Source organism: Novosphingobium sp. FG90, assembly GCF_057808725.1.
Genome location: NZ_JBMDIO010000005.1, coordinates 39,994 through 55,273, shown reverse-complemented (window position 1 = coordinate 55,273; position 15,280 = coordinate 39,994). Strand labels below are relative to the sequence as shown.

Annotated in this window: 13 protein-coding genes; 8 read left to right on the top strand and 5 right to left on the bottom strand. The window is 66.9% G+C overall.

What is annotated here, in order from left to right:
- Nucleotides 1-2: 2 nt before the first annotated feature.
- From ACODRZ_RS06375 to ACODRZ_RS06350, 6 genes are read left to right on the top strand one after another with little or no spacing between them, the layout of a single operon-like run.
- Nucleotides 3-2,324 (top strand): TonB-dependent receptor, encoded by a 2,322-nt coding sequence (locus ACODRZ_RS06375; protein WP_488971249.1) that lies wholly within the window; start codon nt 3-5, stop codon nt 2,322-2,324.
- Nucleotides 2,311-3,057 carry a DUF2334 domain-containing protein gene (locus ACODRZ_RS06370; RefSeq protein WP_488971250.1) on the top strand — a complete coding sequence of 249 codons (747 nt, stop codon included), beginning with the start codon at nt 2,311-2,313 and terminating at the stop codon, nt 3,055-3,057. The genes ACODRZ_RS06375 and ACODRZ_RS06370 overlap by 14 nt, the downstream gene beginning before the upstream one ends.
- A 60-nt stretch (nt 3,058-3,117) precedes the next feature.
- Nucleotides 3,118-4,281 (top strand): glycosyltransferase, encoded by a 1,164-nt coding sequence (locus ACODRZ_RS06365; RefSeq protein ID WP_488971251.1) that lies wholly within the window; start codon nt 3,118-3,120, stop codon nt 4,279-4,281.
- A 46-nt stretch (nt 4,282-4,327) separates the two neighbouring features.
- Complete coding sequence (locus ACODRZ_RS06360; protein WP_488971252.1) at nt 4,328-5,257, top strand: hypothetical protein; 930 nt, start codon at nt 4,328-4,330, stop codon at nt 5,255-5,257.
- A complete protein-coding gene (locus tag ACODRZ_RS06355) occupies nt 5,251-5,781 on the top strand; it encodes a DUF2141 domain-containing protein (protein ID WP_488971253.1) in 531 nt (176 codons plus the stop codon). The genes ACODRZ_RS06360 and ACODRZ_RS06355 overlap by 7 nt, the downstream gene beginning before the upstream one ends.
- Nucleotides 5,782-5,784: 3 nt before the next feature.
- The gene (locus ACODRZ_RS06350; RefSeq protein WP_488971254.1) at nt 5,785-6,939 is read left to right on the top strand and encodes a glycosyltransferase; all 1,155 of its coding nucleotides are present in this window, start codon (nt 5,785-5,787) and stop codon (nt 6,937-6,939) included.
- Between the two features lie 36 nt (nt 6,940-6,975).
- Here the strand turns inward: ACODRZ_RS06350 and ACODRZ_RS06345 are convergent, their stop codons facing one another.
- The 4 genes from ACODRZ_RS06345 to ACODRZ_RS06330 all read right to left on the bottom strand — a co-directional run bounded on the left by ACODRZ_RS06345 (nt 6,976) and on the right by ACODRZ_RS06330 (nt 12,587).
- On the bottom strand, nt 6,976-10,014 hold the full coding sequence (locus ACODRZ_RS06345; protein WP_488971255.1) for an efflux RND transporter permease subunit: 3,039 nt from the start codon (nt 10,012-10,014) through the stop codon (nt 6,976-6,978).
- Nucleotides 10,011-11,036 (bottom strand): efflux RND transporter periplasmic adaptor subunit, encoded by a 1,026-nt coding sequence (locus tag ACODRZ_RS06340; RefSeq protein ID WP_488971256.1) that lies wholly within the window; start codon nt 11,034-11,036, stop codon nt 10,011-10,013. Before ACODRZ_RS06340 ends, ACODRZ_RS06345 begins: the two co-directional genes overlap by 4 nt.
- Complete coding sequence (locus tag ACODRZ_RS06335) at nt 11,033-12,373, bottom strand: TolC family protein (protein WP_488971257.1); 1,341 nt, start codon at nt 12,371-12,373, stop codon at nt 11,033-11,035. Before ACODRZ_RS06335 ends, ACODRZ_RS06340 begins: the two co-directional genes overlap by 4 nt.
- A 61-nt stretch (nt 12,374-12,434) precedes the next feature.
- Complete coding sequence (locus tag ACODRZ_RS06330; RefSeq protein WP_488986191.1) at nt 12,435-12,587, bottom strand: hypothetical protein; 153 nt, start codon at nt 12,585-12,587, stop codon at nt 12,435-12,437.
- A 293-nt stretch (nt 12,588-12,880) separates the two neighbouring features.
- Here ACODRZ_RS06330 and ACODRZ_RS06325 point away from each other — a divergent pair, with 293 nt between their 5' ends.
- The gene (locus ACODRZ_RS06325) at nt 12,881-13,555 is read left to right on the top strand and encodes a winged helix-turn-helix domain-containing protein (protein ID WP_488971258.1); all 675 of its coding nucleotides are present in this window, start codon (nt 12,881-12,883) and stop codon (nt 13,553-13,555) included.
- On the top strand, nt 13,548-14,933 hold the full coding sequence (locus tag ACODRZ_RS06320) for a sensor histidine kinase (RefSeq protein ID WP_488971259.1): 1,386 nt from the start codon (nt 13,548-13,550) through the stop codon (nt 14,931-14,933). Before ACODRZ_RS06325 ends, ACODRZ_RS06320 begins: the two co-directional genes overlap by 8 nt.
- A 43-nt stretch (nt 14,934-14,976) precedes the next feature.
- Here ACODRZ_RS06320 and ACODRZ_RS06315 read toward each other — a convergent pair whose 3' ends face one another.
- Nucleotides 14,977-15,252, bottom strand: a complete 276-nt coding sequence (locus ACODRZ_RS06315; protein ID WP_488971260.1) for a hypothetical protein — start codon at nt 15,250-15,252, stop codon at nt 14,977-14,979.
- Nucleotides 15,253-15,280 lie beyond the last annotated feature (28 nt).

Genomic DNA, 15,280 nt, shown 5'->3' with positions numbered 1-15,280 from the left:
CAGTGGCGCTTCCCGCATCGGCACAGGCGCGCACCGCGCAGCAGTTCTCGGTCCCTGCCGGGCGATTGTCCGACGCCCTGATCGTGCTTTCGGAGCAGGCGGGTATCTCGATTTCTATCGGGGACAGCCGCCTCGATACCTTGCGCACGCGGGGGATCAGCGGCCGTTATGACACGGCGCAGGCGCTGGCGAGGCTGCTGGCGGGCAGCGGCTACGGGTTCGTATTCGTCGATGCCCGGACCGTGAAGCTGGTGCGTCAGCTTCCGCCGCCACGCAGGAGCACCGTGCGCCCGCCGCGTCCGAACGCTCCGCCGTCCGCAGCGGGTTCCGGTCCCGACATCGTCGTCACCGCGACCAAACAGCGCCTTGGCCTGCTCGACTATCCGGCCAGTATCTCGGTCGTCGAACCCGGGCGGACCGAGCTTGCGCGTGCTGGCGGCAAGGGGACCGGCTTCATCCTCGGCAAGCTGCCGCAGCTATCCTCGACGAACCTGGGGCCGGGCCGCAACAAGGTGTTCATTCGCGGCATCGCCGACAGCAGTTTCAACGGTTCCAGTCAGGCGACGATCAGCCAGTATCTAGGCGAAACGCGCCTGATCTACAGCGCCCCCGATCCCGATCTGGCACTCTACGACATCGCCCGCGTAGAAGTGCTGGAGGGGCCGCAGGGCACGCTTTACGGCGCGGGGACGCTAGGTGGCATCATCCGGCTGGTGCCCAACGCGCCGGATCTGCACGCCGACACCCTCGACGTGTCGGGAGGGGTTCGTCTGACGCAGGACGGTGCGCCGGGCGGTGACGGGGCGGCGACCGGCAATCTCGTGCTTGCGAAGGGCAAGCTGGCGCTGCGCGGGGTGGTCTACGAAACCGTCGATGGCGGCTATATCGACGATGTCGGGCGGGGCCTGCGCGACATCAACCGCAACAGGACCTCGGGCTTCCGCGCCGGTTTGCGCTGGCAGCCGGACATGGCGTGGACCGTCGACCTTTCGGTCCTCAGTCAGGACATCGCCTCTCGCGACGGGCAGTACACCTTGCGGGGCGAGCCGGACCTGACCCGCCGGTCCGCGATCGCGCAACCGTTCGACAACGACTATCGACTCGCCGACCTCACGGTGCGGCGGGACTGGGGCGCGGTGCAACTGGTGTCCTCGACCGGTTATGCCGATCACACGATCGATTCCACGTTCGACGCGACGCCTGGCGGAGCCGCATCGCCGACCGAGTTCACCGAGGAGATCACGGTGCACCTCCTGTCGCACGAGACGCGATTGTCAGGCAGTTGGGGCGGATCGGGGACTTGGCTGGCCGGGTTCGGCGTCGTGCACAACGACGACCGGGTCGTGCGCAGCATGGGCACGCCCGGCTCGCCGGACCTGCTCACCAGTCTGTCCAATACCACTCTGGACCTGGCCGGGTTCGGGGAAGTCGGGGTGCCGATCACGAAAACGCTCGTGCTGACCGCAGGCGGGCGCTTGAGCTACGTGCGACAGACCAGCCAGTTCATCGGGCAGATGGCCTCCGAGGACTTCGAGCCCGTGCGCACCCAGAAGCGTGTCCTGCCTTCCGCCGCACTTTCGTGGACGGCACGGCCCGGACTGCTCGTCTATGGCCGTTTCCAGCAGGGCTATCGTCCCGGCGGGCTGCAGGTCACGGGTTCCTCGAACTCGCAGAGCGCCGAGCGCTTCGGGGCCGACCGCATCCGCACCGTCGAGGCGGGAATCCGCTTCGGGATGGAAAAGGCTTCGCGCCTCTCGGGAAGCCTCGCGATCTCGCTGGCGCAGTGGCGGGACGTGCAGGCCGATCTCGTTGGGCTGGACGGGCTGCTCTATATCGCCAATATCGGCTCCGGCCGCGTGAAGAACGTGGCGTTTTCGCTGGCATGGCGCGCACAGGACCATCTGTCGTTCGAAGCGGCGGGCTTCCTCAATTCCAGCGACTTGTCGAGGCCCGCGCCCGCCTTCGCCGACGCAACCGATCGCGACTTGCCCAACATCGCCGACGAAGGCTGGCGCGTGGCGGCCAAGTACGATCGGGACCTGTCGTGGGCGCAGCTCACGCTCGATGCTGCGGTACGCTACGTCGGCCATTCCAAGCTCGCGATCCCGGCGCCGTTTGCGTTGGGGCAGGGGCGCTACTATGACGTATCGACGGGCGCGCGGCTGGGCTTCGGCAAGTGGGGGCTGGCGCTGGACGTCGACAACCTGCTCAATACCCGCGCCAATACGTTCGCCTTCGGCAATCCTTTCTCCGTCGCGGACGGACTGCAGCAGACGCCGATGCGACCGCGCTCGATCAGGATAGGTTTCGATGCGAGCTTCTGAGAAACGCCTGCTGACCTCGATCCACGACGTCGCGCCCTGCTTCGAAAGCCAGGTGGACCGGCTTGCCGACCTGATCGAAGCGCGGCTCGGTCCGTCACAATATGCCATGCTGGTGGTGCCCGATCACTGGGGCCGCGCTCCGCTCACCGAAGCGCGTGCATTCCAGGCCCGGCTGCGTGCCTGGGCGGACAGCGGGGTGGAGATGTTCGTGCATGGCTGGTTCCACCGCGATACCGCCGAGCACAAGGGTGCGGCCAGCCTGAAGGCTCGGCACATGACGGCGGGCGAGGGCGAGTTCCTGGGCCTTTCCCATGCCGAGGCCCTGCAGCGCATGCGCGATGGCAAGGCGCTGGTCGAGGACATCATCGGCCGACCGGCTGCGGGCTTCATCGCGCCCGCCTGGCTCTACGGTGCGGGCGCGATGCAGGCGCTGGGTGAATGCGGCTTTGCTCTGGCCGAGGACCACATGCGCGTGTGGCGACCGGGGCAAGAGGACAAGCCGCTGGCGCGCGGGCCGGTAGTCACCTGGGCCTCGCGCAGCACGATGCGCACGGCGTCCTCGCTGGCCTTCGCGGCGTTGGCGCGGCCGGCGCTGCAGCCGTTGCGGACCTTGCGGCTGGCCGTCCATCCCGGCGACGTGACCAAGGCCTCGATCGTCGCCAGCATCGATGCCACCTTGCGGGCCTTCTCCCGCCGCCATGTTCCGGGCCGCTATGCTGACCTTCTAAAATAATTTTCGCACTCCCGCATCACGGGACGTGCGGGTCCTGCCGGGACGCGGAGTCCCATGGGCATGACGGAGCCCTTGCGGATCGCAATACCCATCCACAGCTTCGAACCCGGTGGGGTCGAGCGTGTGGCTCTCAATCTGGCTGAACGCTGGCAGCAGACCGGCCACCAGGTTTCCATCGTCCTGGGAAGGGACGAAGGCTCGGATCGCGGCCGTGTCAGCGCGGACGTTGACTACCGGATCCTCTCGAGCCGCGTGCCGACCGCGCGGTTCGAGACGCTCTGGATGATCTGGTGTTTCTTCCTGCACTTGTCCCGCGAGCGGGTGGACGTGATCTTCTGCCCCGGCAACACGTACGCGATCGTCTGCGTCGCCGCGCGGCTCCTGCTGGGCGAGCGCTGCCCGCCCGTCGTCAGCAAGGTGAGCAACGATCTGGTGCGCCGCGACAAGTCGATCTTCCGGCGGCGCGCCTACCAGTTGTGGCTGCGCGTGCAGGGAATGACCCTGGACCGCTTCGTGGCGCTAGCCGAACCCATGCACGGTGAGATCGTCAAGGGCATGTCTGTGGGCGGGCATCGTGTCACGACCATCCACGATCCGGCCCTTACCAAGGCGCGTTACGACAGTCTTGCCGCGATCTCCCGGAGTCAAAGAAGCCGCCATCGCTATCGTTTCCTGGCGCTTTCGCGTCTCGTGCCCCAGAAGAACCTCGAAGTCATGCTGCGCGCGTTCGCGGCCGGGTTCAGGCCGGGGGACGAACTCACGATCGTGGGTGACGGGCCGGAGCGGGCGCATCTGGAAGCGCTCGTCCGCAGCCTGGCGATCGAGGAGAAAGTACGCTTTCGCGGCCACGTGATCGATCCGGACCCTTACCTGCGGGACGCCGATTGCCTGCTGCTGTCCTCTAATTACGAAGGCGTCCCGGCGGTCGTCCTGGAGGCGATCGCGGCGGGCCTGCAGATCGTTGCCACCGACTGTTCCTCCAGCATGCAGGAACTGGCCGGCAGAGGATTGCGCGCAACGCTGGTTCCGGTCGGCGACATCGATGCGATGGCACGCGAGATTGCACACGCGGATGAGCTTCCAAGGCCCGGGCCGATGCAGCGCGACTATGCGCACCGCTTCACCGTCGAGATCGCCGCCGGTGCCTACGTGACGACGATGCGACGGGCGATCGCTTCGGCCCGGCGGATGCGGGTCCTGATGGCCTCTCCAACCTTGCGATAATCGCGCGCTTTTCCCGGCTATCCTGTTCACTCTCAAGGAATTCCTTGTGCTTCAGCCACCCTCTCTTTCCATGGCGGAACGACCGAACATCCTGCTTCGTGCACAGGATACGCTTTCGTGGAAGCGCCGCACCGCACTGCTGCCAGTGTTGTTCTCGATCCTGATCGCACTGGGGGTGATCCTCGAACTGCGCGGCATGGACACGGTCAGGATCCTGTCCATGGTCCCTCGCGATCCGGGCTTCTGGATCGTCTTCGCGCTGAGCTATCTCGCTGGTCCCGGCAGCGAGTGGTTCATCTATCGCCGCTTGTGGCAACTGCCTGTCGAGGGCTTCGCGGCGCTGCTGCGCAAGCTGGTGTGCAACGAACTCCTGCTCGGCTATCTGGGTGAAGCCTATTTCTACACCTGGGCGCGCCAGCGTGCCGCCATGACCGCAGCGCCCTTCGGAGCGATCAAGGACGTGTCGATCCTGTCCGCGATGACGGGCAACGGCGTCACGCTCGTCCTGCTGGTGGTGCTGTGGCCGTTCCTGGGCTCGTCCACGATCGGGTTCGAGAACCGGGCGGTCATGCTGTCGCTTTCGGTGGTGCTGGTGACGTCGATCCTGGCGATGGCGTTCCGGCGCCGGATATTCTCGCTGGACCAGGACGCGCTCTGGTACATCACCTTCATGCATCTGGCGCGCATCGTCATCACGACGATCCTCTCGGCGGTGCTGTGGCACATGGTGCTCCCCTCGGTCCCGGCGATGTGGTGGCTGCTGCTGGCGACGATGCGCCTGCTGATCTCGCGCCTGCCGTTCATCCCGAACAAGGACGTGGTCTTCGCGGGCATTGCCGTCTTCACGCTTGGCCACGAGACCGACATCGCCGCGCTCATGACGATGATGGCCTCGGCGATCCTCCTGCTGCACCTTGTCCTGGGGCTCGGTCTGGTGATGTCCGACCTGCTGCGCCGAGCCGTCGATACATGGTGATCCGCGCGACGTCGCTGCTTGTGACTGCCCTGCTGCTCGGCGCGGCGGCGCTCCCGTCTTCGCCTGACCTGGGCAAGAAGGAAGGGCAATGCCGCCGGGATGAGCAGGGGCCGGCGCTGCTGGTCGATGTCGAGGGACTGAAGGACCGGCAGGGCTCTCTGAAGCTGGAAGTCTATCCCGCCAACGACGAAGACTTCCTGGCGGACGATAACGTCCTGCTCAACGCCGGAAAGGTTTTCCGACGGGTCGAGGCGCCGGTTCCGCAGACAGGAAGTGTCCGCTTGTGCATCCGTGTTCCGGGACCGGGCACATATGCAGTCTCCCTGCTGCATAACAGGGATGGCAATCGCAAGTTCGGATGGACCGTCGATGGCATCGGCTTCTCCGGAAACCCGAAGCTGGGCTGGAGCAAGCCGAAGGCGGCCAAGGTTGCGGTGACAGCCCGGGCCGGGCCGACGCCGCTGTCCATACTGATGAACTATCGCAGCGGCCTGGGCGTCGCGCCGCTCAAGCGAAAGGGCTGACCGTTGAAAATCGTCGATGTCTGCGCCTTCTACAGCCCTCAGGGCGGCGGGGTGCGTACCTATATCGAGCAGAAGCTGCGGATCGGGCCGCAACTCGGCCACGAGATCGTCGTCATCGTCCCGGGCGAGGAACATGCGATCGTCGAGCGCGGTCCCGGCGCATCGATCGTCACGTTGCCGTCCCCGCGCTTCCCGCTGGACCGCAAGTACGGCTACTTCGCCGACGAGGCCGCGCTGCATGCCGCACTGGATGCGCAGAAGCCCGATGTGGTGGAGGTATCGTCGCCCTGGCGCAGTCCGGCCATGGTGGCCCGCTGGCAGGGCGACGCGCACCGCAGTCTGGTGATGCACGCCGATCCGTTGTCCGCCTACGCCTATCGCTGGTTCGAGCCGTTCCTCGCGCGCTCCCGCATCGATCGCGGATTCGAGCGTTATTGGGATCACCTGCGCGACCTCGGCCTGGCGTTCGACATGACCGTCTGCGCCAACCACGACCTTGCAGGCAGGCTTCGCGAGGGCGGGGTATCCGGCGTGCGCGTTCATCCGCTCGGCGTCGAAACCGGCGTCTTCACGCCCGAGCGACGTGATCCGGAGCTGCGGGCGCAGCTTCTGGCCCTCTGCGGCCTCGATCCCAGTGCTCATCTGCTGGTGGCGGCGGGCAGGCTGGCGCCGGAAAAGCGCTGGCCGATGGTGGTGGATGCGGTCGCCGCCGCGAGTGCGCAAGTGCCGGTGGGGATGGTCCTGTTTGGCGAAGGCCGCGAAAAGCGCGCGATCCGCAGTGCCATCGCCGGAAATCCGCACGTCCGCCTGTTCGAGCCCGAGCGCGATCGTTCCGCTTTCGCGGCGATCCTGGCAAGCGCCGACGCGGTCGTCCACGGCTGCGAGGCAGAGACCTTCTGCATGGTCGGCGCCGAAGCGCGGGCCAGCGGAACAACCGTGATCGTTCCCGATGCAGGGGGCGCAGCCGATCATGCGCTGCACGGCGGCGGCCTGACCTTCAGCGCCGGAAACCGTTTTTCGCTGGCGAACGCGATCGTAAAATTCTGCGGGAGCCCGCAGCCGCCGCACCGCGCACGCGAGGTCGTCAGTAACCTCCAGCATTTCGAAAGGCTCTTCGCCGCTTATGGCGACCTTGGCCGCCGCGTTATGGCGGCGTGAGATCGTATTCCAGTCGTACTGCGAAAGGACCGAACCTCATGCGGTCTTCGGCAGGGTCAGCCGCACCAGTACCGGCATCGCCATCAGGACCAGCGGATACTGCAGCAGCAAGCCGGCGATGATCGCGATGGCCAGCGGCTGCTGAATGCCCGATCCCTGCCCGATCGCGAAGGCGAGCGGCAGCAGCGTCAGGATCGCCGCCAGCGTCGTCATCGTGATCGGTCGCAGACGGTTGCGGCTGGCCTCGCGGGTGGCCTGCTCCGGCGGCATGGTGTGGGCCAGTTCCTCGAACTCCGAGACGTAGAAGATCGCCATCTCGGTGCCGATGCCGATGATCATCGTCATGCCCATCAGCGCGGTGATGTTGAGATCGACGCCCGCCAGCCACAATGCCGTGAACACCGAGGTCGTCGAAAGCAGCGAGCAGCCGATGATGATGACCGGCAGCCAGAAGCGACGGTAGAGCACCAGCAGCAGCACCAGTTCGGCAACTAGTGCGGCGGCGAACACTTTGATGAGGCCCGAGAACGCGATCTGCTGCTGGTGGTAGAGGCCGCCCAGTTCGTAGCGCACGCCGGGGCTCAGGGTGCCGGGCTTGTCGAGCGCGGTGGTCACGTCGGCGACTGCCGCGCCAATCCCGCGCCCCTGGATACGGCCGGTGACGGCGATCATCGGCTCCAGGTTCTCGCGGCCGATTTGCGGCTGCCCGGTGACCGGTTCGATCGTCGCCACGCGCGACAGCGGGAAGACGTGGCCGTCAATGGCGCGGATCGGCAGCTGGGCAAGACCCGCTTCGCTCATGGTCATGGCGTCGGGCAGGCGCACACGGACGTCGACGGCCTTGTTGGGCTGGGCCAGCGTCGTCGCGACGGCGCCGGTCAGCGCGGTGGACAGCTGGCTCTCGACGTCGGCGGGGACGACCCCTTCCATCCCGGCGCGAACCGGATCGACATGGACGTTGAGCGCATCGCCTGCCAGCTGGACACCGTCATTGACCTCGACGACGCCGAAGATCTTGCTGATCGTCGCGGCGACCTTCTGCGCTTCTCCTTCGAGGATCGACGGGTCCGAGGCGTAGAGCTTAACCTCGATCGGCTGCGGCACGGCGGTGAGATCGCCGATGAGGTCCTCGATCAGCTGGGCGACCTCGACCTGCACGTCGGGCACCTTGATGGCGATCTCGTCGGCCACGGCGGCGGCGATTTCCTCGGTGGGGCGGCTGTGGTCCGGTTTCAGGCGCACGAAGTAGTCGCCGTGGTAGCTCTGGCCAAGGTCTCCGCCAAGGCCGGTGCCGAGGCGGCGCGAGAACGTCGCGACTTCGGGATTTGCGCGCAGCATCGCGTCGATCTGGCCGACCTGTCTGCCGGTCTCGTCCAGCGAGGTGCCGGGCGGCGTGCGGTAGTCCATCACGAATCCGCCCTCGTCGACCTTGGGCATGAAGCCGGTGGGCACATTGGAATATCCCACGTAGCCGATGACGAGCAGTGGCACCGCGATCACCGCGAGCAGCCAGGGCCGGGCGGACAGGCGATCGAGCGCGCCGTCATGGCCTTGCGCGAGGCGGCCTTCGCCGGCCTCGCCGGGGTCGTGCCACTTGTCGAAGTTCACCAGTCGGCGGGCGAGGATGGGCACCACGAAGGCGGTCATCGCCCAGGAGATCGCCAGCGCCGCCGCCATCGTCACCGACAGCGCCTTGGAGAACGCGCCGGTCACGCCGGTCAGGAACGAGAGCGGCAGGAAGACGATCAGCGTCGCCATGCTCGATCCGGTCAGCGGCGCCATGAACTCCCGCGCGGCGGGCATGACGGCGGCGTTTCCGGCGAGATTGCCGTCGGCGTCCTTTGCCCCTGCGCGGCGGGCGATATGCTCGACCATGACGATGACGTCGTCGATCAGCAGGCCGACCGCCGCTGCGATGCCCCCAAGGGTCATGATGTTGAAGCTCATCCCCAGCATGCTCAGCACCAGCACGGTGATGGCCAGCGTCGCCGGCACCACGATCACCGCCACCAGCGTCACCCGCCAGCTGCGCAGGAACCACAAGAGGACGAGACCCGCGAGGACGAGGCCGATCAGCACCGCGTCGCGCACGCTGGAGACGGACTGCGTGACCAGCTGGCTCTGGTCGTACCAGTTCACCAGCTTGACGCCCGGTGGCAGCTTGAGGCCGTTCAGCTTCTGCTCGACGTCCTGCGCGATCTTCACCGCGTTGCCGTCCGGCTGTTCGTAGATGTTGAAGAGGACGGCCGGTTTGCCGTCTTCGACGATGCGCTGCCAGACTGGAAGCGCGCCGTTCTGCACGGTCGCGACATCGCGCACGCGCACCACGCCGGTGGGCGTAGCCTTGACCACGATGTCGCCGATCTGCGCCGCGCTGCTGACGCTGCGGTCGGCGATCACCAGCGAGAGGCGGCCGCGATCTTGCACCTGGCCCACCGCGCTCAGGACGTTGCCGCTTTTGATGGCGGTGGAGAGGTCGGTCATCGACAGGTTGTAATCGGCCAGGCGGTGGGGATCGGCAAGGACCTGCACTTCGGCGGTGGCGCCGCCCTGCACGCCGATGCGCGCCAGCCCGCTGATCGACGAAAGCAGGGGGGTGATCTGATACCTGGCGAAATCCTGCAGGGTGACCGGATCGACCTTGTCGGACACCAGCGCGTAGGAAATGATCGGGAAGACCGTGGGGTCCATGCGGCGCACGTCGTACTGCGTGCCCGCAGGCAGCGTCGGCACGACCCGGCCAACGGCGGTATCGACCAGCAGGGTGCTGGCGATCATGTCGCGGCCCCAGCCGAAATCGACCGAGATCTGCGCGGAGCCCCGGCTCGTTTCCGAGCGCACGTTCTGCACGCCGGGAATGGCGCGGATCGCCTCTTCCACCGGGCGCGTGACGGTCAGCGCGGTCTGGTCGGCAGGGCGGCTGCCGGCATCGAGGTCCACGACAACGCGGGGGAAGGAGACTTGCGGGAACAGCCCGATCGGCAGCGCGAGGGCGGCGACGATCCCGGCGAGCGCCATTGCCAGCGCGACCAGGACGATGGCCCGCGACTGCGAGCCCAGCAATTTCTCGATCATCGGTTGCTCCGGCGCACGGCTGCGCCGTCATCGACCTGATAGGCGCCATCGACGATCAGCGGGCGGCTGGCATCGAGCTTGCCCTGGACCACATCGCCCTTGTCGGACGAGAGCAGGACCTGAACCGGCACCGACCGGCACTTGCCGCCGATGACCTGGAACACGCGGGATGGACCTCCGGCGGTGACGACCGCCTTGTGCGGCACGACCCAGCCCTGGACCGCGCCGGTCTCGATCGCGACCTGCATCGACTCGCCCGGCAGCAGCGTACCGGCGGGGAAGCTGAGATCGACGTCGATGAGGCGGCTGGTCGCGTTCAGTGCGCTGTCCACGCGGATCACCTTGCCGCGCAGGTCGGCGCCGCCTGAAAGGCGCTTGAGGCTGGCCGACTGGCCGACGGCGACCCCGGCTCGCGCCGCCGGATCGACGCCGACGGTCACGACGATGCCGCCTGCCTTGGCGACGGTGAGGATCGGGGCTCCGGCCTGCGTGCGGTCCCCTTGCGCGACGGCGACGGTCGTGACGACCCCGTCGAACGGGGCCACGATGGTGTGGCTGGCTCGGCCGGCGCCGTCCGCCTGCAAGGCGGCGAGTGCGGTCTGCGCATCGGTGACGGCCTTGGTGGCCTGGGTCAGCTGGTCACGCGTGGCGAGCTGCTGTGACAGGAGCTGCGCGGTGCTGGCCTCCTGCTTGCGTGCCGCGGCAAGGGCGGTCACGGCCTGCAGGTAGCCGCTGCGCGATGCGGGCGCGGTGACGAACGTCGCAAGCGTCTGGCCCGCATGCACTGCCATGCCCGGCGCGATGGCCAGTGCGGTCACTTGGCCGGGCTGGGCCTCGCTGAACGTCATGGTGCCGTTGAGGGCCGGGCCGACCGATCCGTAGGCCACGACCGTTGCCGGCAGGGAACCCTGCCTGGCCGGGATCGTAGTGACGAGCACGGTGGGCGAGGGGGTCGGGGTCGGTGCATTCGAGCCGCAGCCCGCCAGCAGCGCCACGGCCGAGAAAGCGAAAAGCCTTTTCATCGGGCGTCCACCGGGGGCGTCGATTCAAGATCGACGGTCGGCAGCCCGGCGCCAACAAGCGTCTGGATCGCGATCTGGCGATCGAGCAGGGCAAGCTCCAGCGTCATGATTTCCTGTTCCTTGGTGAAGCGGTTCAGGACGAGGTCGACATAGCCGCGCTCGTCCAGATTCGATGCGCCGAACGCGGCCTGCGCGCGAGCGGCGGCGGCGCGTGCGTTCGGCAGGTCGCGCCGGGCGATCGCCAGTTGCGCCGACAGCTGCTCGTATTCGCGCAGCAGCGCACCGACCGTGCCGATCGCGGCGGAGAGGCTGGCGTCGTAGTCGGCGTGCAATTGCGCGCGTGTCGCGCGGGCGGTCGCGACGGCGGCCTGCCCCTGATCGAAGATCGGCAGGCCGATCTGCAGGTTCGGGCCGCCGTTGATGACCTTGGCATTGTCGCTGGCGACGCTGCCGCCCAGGATCAGGTCGGGGAACTGCGACTGGATCGCCTGACGCAGTTGCTCGTCCGACGCCGCATATCCCATGCGGAGGGCCAGCAGGTCCGGTCGCCGATCGGGCAGGGTGGCGATCTCGCCGCGCACTTGCACGGGATCGAAAGGCGGCAGGCCGGGTTGGGCGGCGAGCGGGACGACAACTTCCGGCGACAGGCCCAGGAGTGCGTTGAGCTGGTGCCGCAGGTTCAGTTGCTGCTGGTCGAGCGTGTCCAGCGCGGAGCGGGCGGACTGCAGCGCGACGCGATCGGGGGCGACGGTCACCAGCGTGACGGTCTGGCTGGCGAGCGCCTTGTCCAGCTTGGCGCTGCGTTCGGCCATGAGTTGCCAGGCCGCGAGATAGCTCGGGCGGTTGCGGGCGCCGACGATCAGGTCGGTGGCGATCTGGCGCGCCTGCCCGGCGACCTGCCATTCCTGCCAGACGACGCTGGCATCCACCTGCCGCTCGCTGGCGCGGGCCGCGCGCTGGCGCGACTTGTAGGTGAGGATGCTCTTGATGTCCTCTGCGAGGCCGAGGTTCCACGCCGGAACGGTCCCTGAACCCGACAGCAGCGGCAGGAACGCGGCGCTGAGCGAGGGGTTGGCGAGTAGGCCGGCCTGCTCGGTCTGTCCGGCGGCGATGCCGCGTTGCAGCCGCGCGGCCTTCAGGTCGGGGTTGTTGGCTAGCGCGAGCGTTATCACCTGTTCGACGCTCAGCGGGGCTTGCGGCGTCGATGCATCGAGGGCGCCCAGGCTCGGCGCGAGCGGAGCGGCGGTCGAAAGCGGCAAGGGCGTGTACCGCGCGCAGCCGGAGAGGGCCACGGCAAGCAAGATCGCTGCGGAGTACCTGAAACGATGCCTGTCCATACCGGTAGAGTGTCTTTGCGAAAAGGTGGAGCGGCCAAGCAACCGCCCCGTCGTAGATGCGTCAGTCCAGGTTCTTGTTTTCGGCGCCATTCTGGACGATCGCGCCGGTCCTGGCGTCGATGCCGACCTCGAACGGCTTGCCGTGGCTGGTGATGTCGAAGGAATAGCGCAGGCCGCTGCCACCCTTTTCCTTCCCCAGTTCCTGGTCAGTGATCGTGCCGGGCCGCGCCTTCAGCGCGGCGATGCGCGCCGATGCGAGAGTGACCTTGCTTGCGCCGCGTATTGCGCGCCTTTCAACGCGCCGGGTTTGGCTGTGGCTACCGAAGATCCGGCGCCTATCAGGGCAAGTGCGACGATGATGCGGTGCGTTTTCATCATGGCATCCTTCAGAGCGGGACTGCTCTATAGGACGTGAGCATAATGGGCCGAACCTTCGCTCAAGGTGATCGAAACATTGTTTTTTGCCAACTTGCAGGTGCGTCCGATGCGAGCGAAAAAGGGCATGGCATGAAGATCCTGCTTCTCGAGGACGACGACGCGACCAAGGCGCATCTCGATCGCGTGCTGAGCGCGGCCGGGCATGTCGTGGACATCTGTTCCACCGGGCAGGATGCGATTTTCCTGGGGTCGACCGGCGACCATGCGGTGCTGATCCTCGACCGCATGGTGCCGGGGCTCGACGGGCTGGGCGCGCTCAAGGCTCTGCGCGCCATGGGCGTGCGCAGCCCGGCGCTGTTCCTGACCGCGATGAACGGCGTCGAGGACCGGGTCGAAGGTCTGGAAGCCGGGGCCGACGACTATCTCGCGAAGCCCTTCGCGGCGAGCGAACTGCTCGCCCGGGTGAATGCGCTCGCGCGGCGGCCTCCGATCGTCGAGATGCAGACTTTGCTGCGGATAGACGACCTTGAGCTTGACCGGGTTAAGCGGACCGTGGCGCGCGGCGGCCAGCGCATCGACCTGCAGCAGCAGGAACTCAAGTTGTTGGAATACCTGATGCTCCACGCGGGCGAAGTGGTCACGCGGGCGATGCTGCTGGAAAACGTCTGGTCGTTTCATTTCGACCCCAAGACCAATGTGATCGAAAGCCATATGAGCCGGTTGCGCACGAAAGTGGATCGCGGATTCGGCAAGGAACTGATTCAGACCGTGCGCGGTGCGGGGTATCGAATCGATGGTGGCTGAGCGCAGGGCCAAGCGGCAGGTCTTCGGGCCGATCCGCAGCGCGGCCTTTCGTTTTGCGCTGCTTCTCGCCGGGGTCTTCGCCATTGGCGCGGCCGCGCTGCTGATTGTCGTTGAACAGCAGATCGGGCGCTACGCCACCGAAGCGACGAACGGCGGCCTGCAGGCAGAGATGAGCGTGCTGCGTGGCGAATACGCGCAACTCGGCCAATCCGGGCTGACCGATGCGATGGCGCGGCACGCGAGCGTTCGTCCCGAAGCGCCCTATCGTTACCTTTTGCTCGATGCCGAAGGCCGCCGCCTGTTCGGCGACCTTCCCGCGACGGCGATGAAGGACGGCTGGAGCACGGTCGACGTGACGGAACCCGAACCCGGGCAGCAGGGCACGCGCCGGGAAAATATGACGACGCTGGGCGCGCGCCTGCCAGACGGACTGCGGCTGGTCGTGGCCAGCGACAACTATGACGTGCAGGTGCTGCGCCGTCGTCTCGGCCGATTCACCCTGCTCAGTGGGATCGGCATCGCGCTTTTCGCGCTGCTGGGTGGATACGTCACCGGCATGCTGTTCGTCCGCCGCCTCGACCGGGTGAACCGCGCGGTCGACCGCATCGTCGAGGGCGACCGTGCCGAACGCCTGCCGATGATCGGCCTCGGCCCGGAGTTCGACGAACTGGCGCGGAATCTGAACCGGATGCTCGATCGCAATGCCGCGGCGATGGAGGCTCTGCGGCAGGTTTCAACCGACATCGCGCACGATTTGCGCACGCCGCTCAGCCGCCTCCACCAGCGGCTGGAGCAAATGCAGGAGAGCGCCGAGGTCGAACCGGCGATGATCGACGACGCCCTCGAGCAGACCTCGGGTATCCTCGCGACCTTCCAGGCCCTGCTGCGGATCGGCGCGCTTGAAGGCGGGGTGGGGCGCAGGCGGTTCACGCGGGTCGACCTCAGCGAACTGATGGACCGCGTTCAGCAGGCCTACGCCCCCGTGGCCGAGGACGCGGAGCATACCTACCTTGCCGACCATGCGCCCGGTATCGTCGTGGACGGCGACGGCGAACTGCTGGCGCAGCTCTTCACCAATCTGGTGGAGAACGCCATCGTCCACACGCCTGCCGGAACGACGATCACCTCGCGGCTCTTCGTGGACGATGGCGCCATCGTGGCCGAGGTGTCCGATACCGGGCAGGGCATCCCGGCATCGGAGCGCGGCAACGTCTTTCGGCGGTTCTATCGCCTCGATGCCAGTCGCCATACGGAAGGCTCGGGCCTTGGCCTGGCGCTGGTAGCGGCAATAGCGACCCTGCACGACGCGGCCTGGATGATACCGGAGCATCCTCCCGGTCTGACAGTCCGGATCACGTTCCCGTCGGCTTCTTCGTGATGGGTCGACCTTCGATGCCGATCCCGGCGCTCAGGCTGCCCTTTCACGGAATATGGGTGCAGATGCTGAGCCGGACCGGGGCCGGAAGTCCCTGTGCGGGCAGGCTCGATCCGATCGACGCCCAAAGCGAACGTTTCGTAGCTCGGCAGGAAGCCTTGGTTGAGCGCGTTGACGGCTCTGCGTCCGATATGGAAAATGCCCGCAGAAACCAGCGGCCCTCGATCATCGGCACGCGATATCCGAGGAACAGCGAACCGGAGTAGTTGGACACGTTCTTGATCAGTTCGCCGACCACGGAAGTATTGCCGGACTTCTGCATGGTGGGTGCCTTGATCTGGCTTTAGGCG

Coding starts and splice junctions, on each gene's coding strand:
- ACODRZ_RS06370 (WP_488971250.1), top strand. CDS start 2,311: ATGCGAGCTTCTGAGAAACGCCTGCTGACCTCGATCCACGACGTCGCG.
- ACODRZ_RS06365 (WP_488971251.1), top strand. CDS start 3,118: ATGACGGAGCCCTTGCGGATCGCAATACCCATCCACAGCTTCGAACCC.
- ACODRZ_RS06355 (WP_488971253.1), top strand. CDS start 5,251: ATGGTGATCCGCGCGACGTCGCTGCTTGTGACTGCCCTGCTGCTCGGC.
- ACODRZ_RS06345 (WP_488971255.1), bottom strand. CDS start 10,014: ATGATCGAGAAATTGCTGGGCTCGCAGTCGCGGGCCATCGTCCTGGTC.
- ACODRZ_RS06340 (WP_488971256.1), bottom strand. CDS start 11,036: ATGAAAAGGCTTTTCGCTTTCTCGGCCGTGGCGCTGCTGGCGGGCTGC.
- ACODRZ_RS06335 (WP_488971257.1), bottom strand. CDS start 12,373: ATGGACAGGCATCGTTTCAGGTACTCCGCAGCGATCTTGCTTGCCGTG.
- ACODRZ_RS06325 (WP_488971258.1), top strand. CDS start 12,881: ATGAAGATCCTGCTTCTCGAGGACGACGACGCGACCAAGGCGCATCTC.
- ACODRZ_RS06315 (WP_488971260.1), bottom strand. CDS start 15,252: ATGCAGAAGTCCGGCAATACTTCCGTGGTCGGCGAACTGATCAAGAAC.